The sequence below is a fragment of the Microcoleus sp. BR0-C5 genome, assembly GCF_036705045.1.
Lineage (GTDB): Bacteria > Cyanobacteriota > Cyanobacteriia > Cyanobacteriales > Microcoleaceae > Microcoleus.
Genome location: NZ_JAUBTR010000111.1, coordinates 1 through 14422, shown reverse-complemented (window position 1 = coordinate 14422; position 14422 = coordinate 1). Strand labels below are relative to the sequence as shown.

Annotated in this window: 11 protein-coding genes; 4 read left to right on the top strand and 7 right to left on the bottom strand. The window is 45.1% G+C overall.

Annotated elements, in window-relative coordinates; translation table 11 throughout:
* Window positions 1-152: 152 nt before the first annotated feature.
* The 5 genes from QUB08_RS29765 to QUB08_RS29745 form a co-directional block, all read right to left on the bottom strand.
* On the bottom strand, window positions 153-641 hold the full coding sequence (locus tag QUB08_RS29765) for a hypothetical protein (RefSeq protein ID WP_333229627.1): 489 nt from the start codon (window positions 639-641) through the stop codon (window positions 153-155).
* A 129-nt stretch (window positions 642-770) separates the two neighbouring features.
* Window positions 771-1760 (bottom strand): AAA family ATPase, encoded by a 990-nt coding sequence (locus QUB08_RS29760; protein WP_333229625.1) that lies wholly within the window; start codon window positions 1758-1760, stop codon window positions 771-773.
* Entirely contained in the window at window positions 1757-2428 is a 672-nt protein-coding gene (pnuC, locus tag QUB08_RS29755; protein ID WP_333229623.1) for a nicotinamide riboside transporter PnuC, read from the bottom strand. Before pnuC ends, QUB08_RS29760 begins: the two co-directional genes overlap by 4 nt.
* Before the next feature lie 21 nt (window positions 2429-2449).
* Complete coding sequence (locus QUB08_RS29750) at window positions 2450-3901, bottom strand: NAD(P)/FAD-dependent oxidoreductase (RefSeq protein ID WP_333229621.1); 1452 nt, start codon at window positions 3899-3901, stop codon at window positions 2450-2452.
* 127 nt (window positions 3902-4028) lie between these two features.
* Window positions 4029-5060, bottom strand: coding sequence for a glycosyltransferase family A protein (locus QUB08_RS29745; protein ID WP_333156464.1), 1032 nt, complete (start codon window positions 5058-5060; stop codon window positions 4029-4031).
* A 606-nt stretch (window positions 5061-5666) separates the two neighbouring features.
* Between QUB08_RS29745 and QUB08_RS29740 the strand changes: the two genes are divergently transcribed.
* Window positions 5667-6767: a glycosyltransferase family 2 protein gene (locus QUB08_RS29740; protein WP_333229619.1), complete on the top strand. Its 1101-nt coding sequence runs from the start codon at window positions 5667-5669 to the stop codon at window positions 6765-6767.
* Window positions 6768-6947: 180 nt separating this feature from the next.
* Here QUB08_RS29740 and QUB08_RS29735 read toward each other — a convergent pair whose 3' ends face one another.
* Window positions 6948-7487, bottom strand: coding sequence for a Dps family protein (locus QUB08_RS29735; RefSeq protein WP_333156462.1), 540 nt, complete (start codon window positions 7485-7487; stop codon window positions 6948-6950).
* An 855-nt stretch (window positions 7488-8342) separates the two neighbouring features.
* On the opposite strand from QUB08_RS29735, the gene hetZ reads away from it, so the two are divergent.
* From hetZ to QUB08_RS29720, 3 genes are all read left to right on the top strand, one after another.
* Window positions 8343-9524, top strand: coding sequence for a heterocyst differentiation protein HetZ (hetZ, locus tag QUB08_RS29730; RefSeq protein ID WP_333229616.1), 1182 nt, complete (start codon window positions 8343-8345; stop codon window positions 9522-9524).
* The gene (locus QUB08_RS29725; RefSeq protein WP_333229614.1) at window positions 9517-10587 is read left to right on the top strand and encodes a hypothetical protein; all 1071 of its coding nucleotides are present in this window, start codon (window positions 9517-9519) and stop codon (window positions 10585-10587) included. Before hetZ ends, QUB08_RS29725 begins: the two co-directional genes overlap by 8 nt.
* A 275-nt stretch (window positions 10588-10862) precedes the next feature.
* Window positions 10863-13229 carry a transglutaminaseTgpA domain-containing protein gene (locus QUB08_RS29720; protein WP_333229612.1) on the top strand — a complete coding sequence of 789 codons (2367 nt, stop codon included), beginning with the start codon at window positions 10863-10865 and terminating at the stop codon, window positions 13227-13229.
* A gap of 462 nt (window positions 13230-13691) precedes the next feature.
* On the opposite strand, the gene QUB08_RS29715 is transcribed toward QUB08_RS29720, so the two are convergent.
* Complete coding sequence (locus tag QUB08_RS29715; RefSeq protein ID WP_333229629.1) at window positions 13692-14225, bottom strand: IS1634 family transposase; 534 nt, start codon at window positions 14223-14225, stop codon at window positions 13692-13694.
* Between the last annotated feature and the right edge of the window lie 197 nt (window positions 14226-14422).

The following is a 14422-nucleotide window of genomic DNA, read 5'->3' as shown; positions in this document are numbered from 1 at the left end:
TGGTTTGTAAGGCAATTATCTATGCAGAGCTTGCCTTACAGATTTTTTTTTGCTCACTTTTTCAGTGCCATTGGACTTAAGTCCGCAGGATCGAAAGACTAAATTCCTCACTACAAACTAATCTTAATCGATCTCATTCAATCGGACATCAACTACGGTAGCTGACCTAATTTTTGAGTAAGAATCGCTACAGCCACTTCGTAATCCTTTCCGAGGAGGTAAGCGAAATGATAATAGCTGGCAAGATAGAAGTCGCAACCAAACTTCTGATAGCGATCGCAGATCGCCAGAAATCCATAACGGGCATCGCTGGGATTTGTGAACCAATCACGATGGTAAGAGTCCTGAAGAAACAGGGTGAGTGTCTGTTGGTCAGCACTCGGAATCAATCGAATGGGATGGATGCTGGCATGGTGCGATCGCGGCACTGGCAGCAGCAGGTTATACTCTTCAACTGTGAGAAAATCTGCCAGACTATCTTCGGATATCTCAAAGTAGGATTCCTGCGGTAACTTCAGAAAATGGTGCCACGCCATCCAAAATTCGTGTTTGCTATCAAATCCTGGATCGATATCTAATCGCCACTGTTGATCCTGACATAAATCATCGAGAACATCTTGGGGCAAATCGGTGAGTTTCATAAATCGTTTCCCTGCAATCCTTATAACCGCCTAGTTCGACTATTCTAATAGATATCTAGAGCAGCAAGAGATATTTCAAAAGAGTGATCGCCCGCCAATAAAAGGTGCGCGCTCGCACTCCAGTTATTCCTAATTCTCTAGCTCCTTTAACGGTTCAAACACCAACAGTGAATCGATCGCCCGCAGAGCCTCCAACATTCGCAACTCGTGCGCTCCTCCGACAGTAATATACCGCTTTCCTTTCTGCTGAAGAACCTCAACAAACCACTGGTGCATAGTCATTCGTAAATGTTCGCTTTCTCGCGTTCCATCCTGAACAAACCCGAAATCCGGCTGAGTCAAAATATACAAATCGTAGCGGCGGCTGTCTGCAATTTGCTTGAGTGTCGGGTGTTCCGAACCAAGGTAACGTTTGTGCCAAATACAAGTAGCTAAAGAATCTGTATCGCAGATAACGACTTTGTTAGCGCGAGTAGCAATATCGTCTTCTATAGCAGCTTGTTTTTTGGCAATTTCTACAAATTCATAGCTGTCCCAAATTTCTGGATCGGGGGAATATTGCCTACCTTCCCAGTAACACCTGCCGTATTCGGGAACCCAAACAGTTTGGTAGTGCTGTGCGAGCGATCGTGCCAGGGTAGTTGTGCCGCTCGATTCTACACCCAGCACGCAGACTCGTTTGGCAAAGTAGGCTTTGGCTGGGGGAGTCAGCATTTGCCAGTGTTCGGCTAGGTGTGATCGCAATTGCGTTCCAGAAATCGCGAATTTGAGCCGTTCGCGATCAACTGCACAGTGTTGAGCTCCCATCAGTTTTGCCCAAGGTTCGCCGTAATCTTCTGAAGTAAAAGCGATATCGGGTTTTCGCCCGGAAAGCACCTCAAGAGTCCTCTGAGCCCAAGGTTCGGGGGCTTCCGGCAAATCGTCGAGCACTTCGATAACTTCTGCATCGGGATGCAAAAACCGAATCCATTCGGCTCTAACGCTTCCTGGAACTGCTTGATTTGTTTTGCAGGCGGCGAGAACGATTAAACGGTCAACCTTTTTTTTAGCTTCTCGAATTAAGTAGTCGTGTCCTTTATGGAAGGGGTAAAATTTGCCTACAGTAACACCGAGTATCATAAAGATTGCTGCTGTTTTAACTTTTGTTCCGAGTAAATCCGCTGAAAATTTTGCAGTCCGTAAATTGCCATTAACCAAAATATCGCGTACAAAATACTCGTCAGATATAGCCCGCGCGAGGCATACAAGGGAACGTAAATCGTGTCGGCAACAATCCACAAATACCAGCTTTCGAGATAGCGTTCCATCAGGTACAACTGGGCGATCGCGCTTAAGATGGTGGTTAGGGCGTCCCAAAAGGGTGCTGCACCGCCCAAAGATACTAATACTGTTCGCAAGCCAAATACACCAACTGTAACGAAGACTGCGGTGAGGATGAGCCAGCGTTGGTCCATGCGAGATACAGGTTTTTCTGTGCTGTTTTCGCCCCCGCGCAGCCAAATATAAATTGCTTGCAAGCTCGTGATTAAATAGAAGAATTGAATCGCAACTTCGCCGTAAAGTTTAACTTTATAAAACACCGCAGCGTAGGCGATAACTCCGATTAAGCCGATCCACCAGCCGAGGGGATTGTTTTTAGCAAGCAGCCAAACGCTCCAAGCAGAAGCGATCGCGGCTATCGCTTCGATTAAGTCGAGTTGGATAGGGACAAACCACTGCACTGAAAGCAGGAGCACGAAGATGCTTGCTGCGAAGCCGATTAAGTTTGGCAGGTTAGCTTTTTTCATGGCAATCCCTATCTCGGCTGGCTATACTGACTGCGAAATCAAATCCGAATCCTTTTTGTCCTTTGAACGATCGACACTAAAATCTTCATAGTACGATCGCTCAGTATTCACATCCCACAAATCGTGCTTTTCGCCGAGAATATTTCTCACCGCCAGAATTCCCGTCAGCATAGAATGGTCTTGGTTATTGTATCGGTGCATACCGTTGCGCCCGATCGTCTGCAAATTCTCAATTCCCTTCAAAAAACCTTCAAGTACCTGCAAGTGTCCTCGATATTCCCCATCATAAACTGGATAAGCTTTAAGTTGCCGTATGACCACTCCATCTTCCACATCAGCAGTGGTTGCTAACCCCAAACCCACCAACTCGCGAGTTGCTAATTCGATAAGTTCCGCGTCCGACATTTCCCAAATATCGTCGCCTACGCTACAGAAATATTCCATTCCTAAACAACTTTTGCTGGCGTCTGGAACTAAAGCGGCGCTCCAATTCTTAAAGTTTTGAATTCGTCCAACTTTGACTTCTGGGGAGTGAATGTAAATCCAGTTGTCAGGAAACAAATCCTTGCGATCGACAATCAGCGCTACAATCAAAAAATCTCGATATTTGAGCGATCGCGCGGCGTGCAATACCTCTTCGGGCGGCTGCGGTTTCATCCTTGCTACCAGCGCCGATATCGGCATACTCGTAATGAAATTATCAGCAGAATATTGAACTAATTCTCCGTTTTGCTCCGCAGTAATACTTTTAATCTTATTACCTTCACGCTCAAACCTAATCACTTTAGTATCGAGATAAACTTTGCCGTCTTTATTCTCCACAGCTTCCGCGAACTTTTCCCACATCATCCCCGGCCCCAAAGCTGGATAATCAAACTCTTTGATTAATGTTTTAGTGTCGTTGCTACCAAACAAAGCATTAATAATTGCTGTAGTCAGCGACAATCCTTTAATCCGCTGCGCCGCCCAATCTGCTTGGATTTCCGAACAAGGAATGCCCCAAACTTTTTCAGTGTAAGTCTTAAAAAATGTTTTATACAAGCGTTCCCCAAAACGATTGATCACCCATTGTTCAAAAGTTTTTTCTTCCGTAAGTGGCCAAATTCTCACTTTCAGATAACTCAAAATAATGAGCGTACTCTCAATTATGCCCAAATTAAAGAGAGTATTGAAGGCACTGATCGGATAGTTAAAAAATTTACCTCTATAAAAAATTCGCGACAATCGTGGCACTTTAATAAACTCATTTCCCAGCACCTCTTGCCACAACTGCTGCACGGCTTCAACTTTAGTATAAAAGCGGTGGCCGCCAATGTCGAAACGATAGCCTTTGTAGGTTTCTGTGCGAGCTATTCCCCCAACTTTATCACCTTTTTCTAGTACAACAGGGATGATGCCTTGCTTGACTAGCTCGTAGCCAGCAGTCAAGCCCGCAGGGCCTGCACCGACGATCGCCACAGGATAATGTTTCACTCAGCCTACCTCCAGCTTTTTTCTCGAACCATACAATTATTTATAACTTGTTAAAGGGATAGATGCACCCGTGAATACCCTGAGAAACGATCGATTTACGTGATATTGAAGGACAATTGGTCTTGATTTATTGAGCGGATACCGGCAAACTAACTTTGCCAGTCACAGGCTTTTTTTGGTATAAGTAGCGACCAGTGCCGATCGCGAATGCCAGTCCGCTGTAAAAGTAGAAAAGCCAGTGCCACGGAATAGTTTTCAGGGCAAATAGGATACCGTGTTTACGGTAAAAAAATCGGTAAAGTGGTGCATTAATTGCTACCAGCGGTATTGCCAGCAAACCAGCCAGTAGCAGAAAGCTCAGCGACCAGCACGTCCCCAAAATTGCCAGCAGCACTGCATAAGTTAAAATCACGCTGATGCGGTTTGAAACTTGCAAGTTGAGGTCGTTATTCAATTGGCGATCGCGCCAAATCAGTTCTGTCCAAGGCAGTGCTCGGTAGAAAAAGTCAGCTTTCACCATCCCCATAGGTTTCCACTGCTTTAAATGCTTCACCTGCAATGTTTTGCACAGCCGAATGTTATAACCTGCTTGTTTCAAACGGTAGCCGAACTCAATATCTTCGATCGAAGCTTGGCGGTAACTCTCATTAAAGCCGCCCATTTGCAAAAAAATTTCCCGGCGAATCACTCCGCAAGCCCCCCAAAAAGTCGAAGCTTCTTCGTTACCTGTTTGGTGCACGTAGTGGTGCAGCAAGTTCCTGTACTGCGATAGAAAATCAGGATCTCCAGGAGCATCGTCGTAAGAGCCAATGAAAGCAGCTAAGTAGGGATTATTTTTGAACACCGATATCGCATAGCCCACAGCTTCTGGACAAACAGCGACATCAGCATCCACAAAAAACAGAATATCTCCCTTTGCAGCTTGGGCACCCAAATTCCTTGCCCGCGCTGGGCCCCCGCATTCTGGAATTCTGATCACTTTGGCGCCGAATTCCTTGGCCAGACGCCAAGAACCGTCGCTTTCGCCGTCTGCTACTACAATAATCTCGATCGGCCGGGGCACAGCTTGAGCCAGTTTTGACAAACAGGTGCGGAAGTAAGAGCCCCCGTTGTGGACTGGGATAATAACGGATACAGTGGGATCGGCGGTAGAAATCATTACCTAAATTGTTTAAATTGCAGGGGCTAAAATTTGCTGGAATGTTATTGGTGCTACTTTACGAAGGGTAAAATCAGCTCTACTTTTTTATTTATAACTCGATTTCTGTTTGTCTTCAACTAGATTTTTTTCTGGTATTCTCGATTGGATTTTTCCCATTCTTACCTCTATTTTACGCCATATCTTGCTGAGACTGACCTGATGTAGACAACAGCTTTACAAAATCTTTAAATATATGATTGTTTGTGTAAACTTCAGAAAAAGCCCCAGCAGTATTTGGGTATGGCTGTGTTGCAATGCACCAGACTTTGATTTTACAAATAAGTACATTGTATAAAATAAAACACAGTTTATACGGATGCCCGGAAACTGTCAAGACTTGCGCGGTAAAATTTCTTTTACAGACCTCATCTGCGAGTGACTTCTGCACCAAGTGTCGATCGCGACTGCCGAGTCAATTCACATTTTATAACGTTTGGCAATATATTTTAAATATACGTCTTAAAATTTCCGACGCTGTACGATCGAGCTTTAGTAATTTGCTAACATACCCTTAGCTAGCTCCCTTTGAACCAAAACTTTTACATAAACCCTTTTTTATATTACATGAACACCTCCCAAAACACTTTAAATCAGCCATTAGTTTCAGTCATCATACCAGCTTTCAACGCTGAAAATTTTATTGCTAAAACCTTAGAGTCTGTCTTATCTCAAACTTATCAAAACATAGAACTTTTAGTAGTTGATGACGGCTCTACAGATACAACAGCCGAAATCGTTCAATCTTTTGCTCAAAAAGATAGCCGAGTCAGCTTATTCCACCAATCAAATGCCGGCGTCGCCGTCGCCCGCAACCTAGCAATTGAAAAATCAAAAGGCGAATATATTGCTCCCATTGATGCCGACGATATTTGGTATCCGCAAAACTTAGAAAAACAAGTGAAATGCCTGACTTCCTCATCACCATCTGTCGGAGTTGTCTATTCCTGGTCAGTTGATATAAATGAAAAAGACTTGCTCACAAGTGGATTTTATAACTCCACCATCGAAGGAGAAGTTTACACAGCATTAATTTATAAATATTTTATAGGCAATGCCAGCTCATCTCTAATCCGCCGCGTTTGTTTTGCCAAAGTCGGCGGTTACAACGGCCAACTTAAACTAGAAAACGCTCAAGGCTGCGAAGACTGGGAACTTCACCTCCGCATAGCCGAACATTATCAATTTAAAGTCGTGCCAGAATACTTAGTGGGCTATCGGCAGATTGCCAGCAGTATGTCTAGCAACTATGCAGCAATGGCAAAATCTCACTCTTTAATTATGGCCGATGTCCGGCAGCAACATCCCGAAATTCCCAGCAGCATTTATCGGTGGTCTAGCAGCAATTTTTACATTTACTTAGCTGTCAAAAGCAACCGCAGCGGCAATCACCGCAGTACATTATCTTGGCTGTATCGAGCGTTCAAAGAAGATTTATCAATGGCACTTTTGCGCCATAATTTGTATCTGCTCTTTATAGAAAGTATATTAAAAATAATAGTTCCAGTGCCAACTGAATCAGGCTTAGAGTTAAAACAAGCATCAGAATCGAGTGAAGGGACGACACTGGCGAGGATTGAGGCGCGGACGAAAGCTCACAGAATGTTGCCATCGCAGGTATACGAAAGAATGCGATTCAATAGTTTAGGAAATCGAAAATCTACATAAACCCTAAATTGAAAAACCCGGTTTGTTGAAGAAACCGGGTTTTTGAGGAAGCTAGAGGGCGTTTAATTCTGGCCGGTTGGTCGATCGACAATCAGGAAAAAGGGTTAAATAAAAGAATTTCAATTTTTCCTTCTTGCTTCTTGCTTCTTGCTTCTTGCTTCTTGCTTCTACTTAATCTTTCTAAGCGTGAGAAGCTGTAGCAGTTTGAGCTTGTGGCTGCTTACCATCGGGCGAAATAGATTCCCCTTCAATAAACGATCGCAACATCCAAGCCATTTGTTCGTGCTGTTCCATCAAACCCGTCAAAAAGTCAGCGGTTCCGTCATCCTTAAACTCTTCACCGCACTGTTCGACGTGTTGGCGGAGATTGCGAATAATCAGTTCGTGGTCGTCAACTAAACGCGATACCATTTCCGTAGCCAAAGGCAAATCACCGATATGTTCTTTAATCGAGCCATACTTCAGAAAACCCTCAGCAGTACCAATTGGATAGCCACCTAAAGTTCTCACCCGTTCGGCCATAGCATCGATATTTAGTGTTAACGCCTGATAGTGTTCTTCCCACAACTGGTGGAGCGATCGAAACTGCGGGCCCACTACATCCCAGTGATACTTTTTGGTTTTGATTAACAGCAGATAAGCATCTGCCAAGTCGTGATTCAATAGTTCGATAACGCCTGCACGTTGCTCGTCAGATAGACCTATGTTTAACTTACGCATTGAAAATTGTTCCTTCAAATCTAACTTTACTATTAGAACAAATTTCGCCCGTCACTTACATCAACCCAGAGGACGATCGAAGACGATCGCACTTTAGTAAAATATCTGCATTTCCGGTTAAATTAATCGCAATATAGATACCCTTAGATAGATGCCATGAAACTTATTGTTCTGGAGTGCCTTTGTTTGGCAAACACAGGGATGGGGCAACCGATGAGTCCCCGCTCAATCGGGCTATAAGCTGTTACGCATTTAAATTTAAAATTCGGGACAGGCTAGAAGCCCGTCCCACAAGAGTTTTATGGATTTTTGACACACAGTTTAAATGTAAAACAGCTTACAAAAAGGCTGCACTCTGATTGTTAGTAAAAATCAAGGAATTTATGTCCCAGTTAACCAACATCCCACACACTTAATTGTGTAGGCTGCTTTAAATGACGGCATAGGGGACTTGGAATTAAATATAACCGTTTCTAACCCTTGACCCCATCTGGTAGACCGCCGGGAGAATTTGTGTGCTCGCTTCACCTTCAGGAACACTTGCGCTGCTGTGACCATCACAGCACTAAGCCGAAGGTATCAACGGCAGTGTAGCGTTTTCGGCCCCCATGAAGGCTTTGTCAAATCCGACACTATGATGAACCATCGTTGCAATGGCAACTGTTTAAACCTGGTTTGTGGCCGATGGCGCCTCCAGGACATATAAAAAAAGCAGTCCTCTGTGTTGGCGCGAAGGAGGAGAAAGAGGGCATTGCAGTTTGTCCTATCTGGGGAATACGGGGTAAAGTAGCAGTAGGAAAGATTTATCCATACTTTGACTAACTGTGGTACTTTCATTGTTAGCTGTAAACCATCATGCGGGAAATCTGCCAGAGCGTGGAAACCATATTTGAACTGCTGTTAGACGAACTTAAAAAGTCCACTCGCGCGTCTGAGCAGAACTGCCAAGATGTAGCAGGACGACTCGCAGCAGAAGTCAACAGGATATGCACTGAAAGCCAGCGGATTCAAGCCTCCGGAGATATAGAAGGTTCAGCCCAGAGCCTCGCTCAGCACCGCTTGCAACAATGCCTTCACTATTACAATTTAGGCTCCGGGCCCGGGCGAGTAGAATTGCACAGTACCCTCAGCGCGATCGTCTATCGCTACATCACCCCTCCGCAGGTGCAGTCTAGCTATCAGGCGCGAGTAGAACTGATCAAAGATTTTTTGCAAGGATTTTATCTCGAAGCTTTAAAGGCATTCCGGCGCGAAACCCAACTGCCACCCACCTACAGTCCCCGCACTCGCTTAGAACTAGCAGAGTACATGGCCTTTGTAGAGCGCTTTGGCAAGCGGCGCATTCCTTTACCTCGGAACCGCAGCCAGCAACTAATTATTTTACGGGCCCAAACCTTTTCCCAGCAGCAGCCCAAAGAAACCTCCGTAGATATGGAACAAGCCGCCGACGGCGGGGCTTCAGATTCCGACCAAACTTGGAACGACACCTCGGTACACTCGGTGCGGGAAGCGATGGCCGGACAGGGTTCGGCTGCAATTCGCCCCCAAGGCGACGAGTCAGAATCTCTGCGGCAAACCGTGATTGACGAATTAGTAGCTTATTTGAAAGAGCGCAACCAACAAGACTGCGCCGATTACTTCGTGCTGCGCTTGCAAGACTTGCCGACTAATGAAATAGAGTCGCTTCTGGGCATAACTCCCCGCCAAAGAGACTATTTGCAGCAGCGCTTCAAGTACCATTTGCTCAGGTTCGCCATGTCGCACCGCTGGGAACTTGTTCACCAGTGGCTGGAAGCAGACTTAGATCGCAATTTGGGTTTGCTGCCTTCTCAGTGGCAGGCGTTTGGTGAGCAAATTGGCCCAGAAGGACAGCGTTTGCTAAAGTTGAAACAACAAGGTCTGTCAGAGTCAGCGATCGCGCAAACCCTGGGCAGCACGGTAGCCCAGGTACAGAAGCGGTGGTTTAAATTGCTGGAACTTGCGTGGGAATTGCGAAATCGTTCAGATTCCGGAGAAGGGGCATCTAGTGATGAATAACGAAACGAACAGGGATGCAGAGGCTTTCGATCGCCATTTTTTAGACTGGATATTGCAGGCGCCGATCGCGAATGCCTCTAGCGAAGATGAGGAAAACCTCAATCCATCCCCTCGCTCAGAAGAGTGGGGCGACACAGAAGACAATTCCGGGGTGGAATACTGGGAATGGGACGAACCAGACCCGCTGGACTATCAAGTGGGGGCGCACAGCAATGCACCCGCACAACCGCTGACAATTGGAGAAATACCGACCGTGCAAGACCGTTTTCAGACCTTGTTAAAAGAAAGGCTTAGAGCCGAAATTGAATCTAATCCGCCGCTGTTCCCCTGGGAAACAGAATTCAAAAGCTACGACCACGATTACCCAGACGATGTAGCCCCGCAATGGGTTCCCCCCCTACACCTCTGGACTCCCCAACTACAAAATATCAGGTGGGGCCGCCTGCCAATTCCGATCGCCCAAGGGGTTTTTGCTCAACTGCTAGAACCTTGTCAGGAACTGGTAATGTCGTCGCTGCGGCAAGGCTCGAAGTTAGTTCGCGCTGTAGATAGCTTGTTTCCGGGCCAGTCTCAGGAACTCAACGAATTAGCTGGTTTAGTGCTCCGAGGTTCTTTGCGGGGACTTCTAGATTTAGAAGATTTCCCGAATTACGAAGCCGCGAGTACCGATCAACAAATGGTGCTGTCGCTATTGGCCGCCAAGGAAATCATTGAGTCTCTAACTCTCGATTGTCCTGTGAATCAGCCGCCGGTTTCGCGGGAGTGGCTGACTGCTTTGGGTTCGCTGACTTTGGAGGCTCAATACCTGTCGAACCCCAACAGAGAACAGCCCATGCCGTGTTTAAGAGTTGAGTGCCAATTTCCGGGGGCAGGAAGTTTGGAACTCAAGGGAGGAGATGCCGAAGCAACTGCACATCGTCCGAATTCCGGGCATTTAAGTGTGGAGTTGTTTGACCCACAACCTAACAAGACTTATGCCCTAGAAGTTCGATTCCAAAACTTCGAGACCCGACCTTTGATGTTTGCTATTCGTCCTATTTGGGCCGGACAAGATAGCAACTAGAAAGCTCTAATTAGAGTAAAGAATGTAGGTGTTTACTCTGTGGTTTGACCTCACACAAAAACCAATGCAATTCATCGATTTCTGTCGTCGTGGAAAGCAAAAAAAATTAGATATTAGTTCAAGCCGCCAGATTCATCTGTGAAGTTAATCTGTGGATTAAATCTAAAATCTAATGACAGAGAAATAAGATTTAGATATTAGTTAAAACCCAGATTTATCTGTGGATTCAATCTAAAATCTAAAATCTAAAATCTAAAATAGTTGGATGGGTGCACATGACAACTGATAACCTGCGAAATATACCTGTTTTGGGTAAGCTGTGGGAGCAGATTGAGGCCATGCCTCCGCCGGTGATTGAGGATTCTTTACTGCTGCGAATCCTAGTTCAGTTGTTGGTAATTGTGGGAATTGTAGCTACTGACGTTGCTGCTGAAGAAGCCCTGAACTTGTGGGCTGTGCCTGTTAGTATTGTGGGAGCAACTTGGAGTTGGTATCGCCGCCGCGATCGCAATGTAGCTGCTAAGTTCTGCATAGCTATTGGAATGCTGGTGGCGCTGTTCGCTTTTTTTAACCGCTTGGTGGGAGAATTGAACGATACGCGGTTAGTTTTGGCGCAACTGTTAATCCAACTTCAAGTGCTGCACAGTTTCGATTTGCCTCGCCGCAAGGATTTAGGCTACTCGATGGTAATCGGGCTAATTTTGTTAGGGGTAGCAGCGACTCTCAGCCAAACCTTGACTTTTGGGCCGCTGTTATTGGTGTTTTTGGCTTTAGCGCTGCCGACTTTGGTTTTGGATTATCGATCGCGCTTGGGATTTTTGAAGCCAGAAGCCATTGGCGAAAAAGCACAAGGTAAAGGGAAAAATGAAAGCCTGTCGCTATTTGCTGCTACTTTATCCCCAAAGTATTTTGGTTGGCTGCTGCTGATAACTGTCGGGTTGGGGCTGACTATTTTTGCGTTTTTGCCGCGCCTCCCTGGCTATCAGTTGCGGACTTTTCCGGTGAGTGCTCCCCTTGAATATCAGGGAGAGTTTGACTCGCGCAGCATTCTGAATCCGGGGTATGTCAGAGGGGGAAACCAAAAAGGAACTGGTGGAGGAAGGGGGAGAAACCCAGACAAAGGGCCAGGAGAGGTGGACTCTACTTTTTATTACGGTTTCAACCAGCGCATCAATCAAAATTTGCGGGGGGAAATGAAACCTGAAGTGGTGATGCGGGTGCGATCGCAGGCTGCAGGTTTTTGGCGGGTGTTAGGCTTCGACAAATACACCGGTCAGGGTTGGGAAATTTCTCGCAACGAACAAGCTCAAAAGCTGAATAGACCTCGCTGGTCTTATCAATTTTATCTGAATCCGTTTCCCAATGCGCCTCGGACTCAAGAGGTGATTCAAAGTTATACTATTGTTGCTCCATTGCCGAATTTGATTCCGGCTTTAAACAAGCCGAAGGAGCTTTATTTTCCGAGTCCAGAGGTGGCAATTGATGCCGAGGGGGGTTTGCGAGCGCCTGCGGAATTGGGAGAAGGTGTGACTTATACAGTGATTTCTAATGTGCCTTTTCGCGATCGAGCTCTGTTGGGTAAAACTGGTACTAATTACCCAAAAAACATTCGCAAGTTCTATTTAGATGTGCCGCCGGAAATTGCCGCCAAGGTGCGGGCAAAAACAGAGGAAATATTGCTAGCAAGGACGAGAGTAGCTAAATCAGATAGATCGATCGACTCTCCTTACGAAAAAGCTTTGTATTTGGCTCAATATTTAAAGCAAAATCCGAATTACAAAATAGAAAAAGCTTTGCCTTACTTAGAAGAAGGTGAAGATTTAGTCGAGGGTTTTCTGTTTGGCTACAAAAACACTCAGGGCGGCAAAAAAGTTACAGGGGGATATCCAGACCACTTTTCGACGGTATTGACAATTATGCTGAGGTCGATCGGGATTCCGGCCCGAATGGTGGGGGGTTTCGATACGGGGGAATTTAACCCGTTTACTGGTTACTATGTTGTGAAAAATACCGACGCTTTTTTGATGACGGAGGTATATTTTCCCAATCACGGCTGGTTTGCTTTTAATCCGATTCCCGGTTATCCTCTGATTCCGGCTTCGGTGGAAGACAACCAGACTTTTAGTGCGATCGAATCGTTTTGGAAGTGGATCGCGGGTTGGCTACCGACTCCTCTCAGAAGCGGGCTCGATTCAGTCATAGGTTTTGTAATTGGCTGGATAACTTTGATTGTAGGCTGGTTTCTGGGACAGTTTTCTAGGGGTTGGGTGGGGTTATTTACTGGTTTGATTGCTGCGATCGGCTTTGGCTTTATTGGCTGGTTAATTTGGCAAGTGTGGCGCAAGTGGCGTCACCGCCGCTGGCTGGCGAAGTTGCCGCCAGTGGAGGGGGTTTATCAGGAAATGTTGAAGGATTTGGCGAGTAGGGGATTTGCCAAGCAGAAAGCTCAAACGCCTTTGGAGTATGCTGAGGCAATGCGCGGTAATCATGCAACTGATGAAGCTGAGGTTATTGATGAAGTTTCGCAAGCTTATGTGCGGTGGAAGTATGGCGGGGAATCGGGTAATTTGAGTCAGTTGCGGCAGTTGGTGGAAAATTTGAGGCTATCGCACTTGAAGAAACTCAAAAAGCGCTGGTTTTAGGCGGTAAGGGTAGGAAAAATAGCGTCGCTTGCCTACCCTGTTGAGAAGTTCGACTAGGCATTATTTAATCTTAATAAGTAACCCTCCTATTACTTGTAAATTTCTACCATAAGGTACTCAATTATGTCATATAAACGTCCTAAATTTGATTCCTTTAAACCCACATTCCGCACCCTCAACTGTCACAATCGGAAATTACGGAGATAAAAAAGCAAAGCTTGCATAAAAAGAGACATCTTCCCTCAAAAAAGAGATTCAAGCAGTGATGAATGATCAAAAACGGCATCAAAACCTATTCTCAACAAGCAGCAATAAGCAAGAGAGGCATCTAGGTTGGCATTAGATAAATGAATCAAGATATTAAATACATAATTGATAATTTAGCTTAATAACTCGAAGTGAGCAAACGAGATTTTTGCCATCTTAACAGAGCGCTATTAATCAAAGAGAATAGCGTCTTAGTTAAGGGAATATAATATCAGTAATAGAGCAATTATTAAGTAATAAATTATAGTAATAAAGACAATCTTTTGGTAATAAATTTAGGATAAACTCTCGCTGTTGACTCGAATTAGAAACCCGCATTTCTCGCTCAAATCGAACTAAATGAATAGACGGGAAGCATTGAAATATCCACCTTAATGTCGGGCGGTAAGTTGGTTTACCTAAGTGATTTTTAATCTTTGATTGAGACGCTTTTAAAGCCGATCGTATTTGCCGTTGAGCTAGGGTGTATACCAGCAAACATAAACCCATAATCATCCCTAATGATTCTATTCTCTCTGGACTTTTGAGAAATATACTATCGGCAAAAAACAAAGGGTCTTTCAGAAAACCAAATCCCCTCTCACATGATTGCTGGGCTTTATACTCCCTGAGCATTTCATCGTTACTGAGTAGGCGCGAATCTAAAACATTGGTCGCTATAATAAAACGTCCTGCACTCTTGATTTCGGTATTAACTTTAGTTTCATTTCTGCATACTGTCGCGGCGATTTGATAAATTTTTTATGGTTGATTTTTTGGTTCCTTGGCTGTAACTTCAGTGACTTGATACTGCTCAATTTTGTGATATTTAAATGATTGAGATAATTTTGATAGTGCCGGGAATTGCATCGGGAGCATCCCGGTTTTGTAAATGGTTAAAAGTATGATATGAGCCAAAATTATTCGCCCTGCGCTACATGATAGAA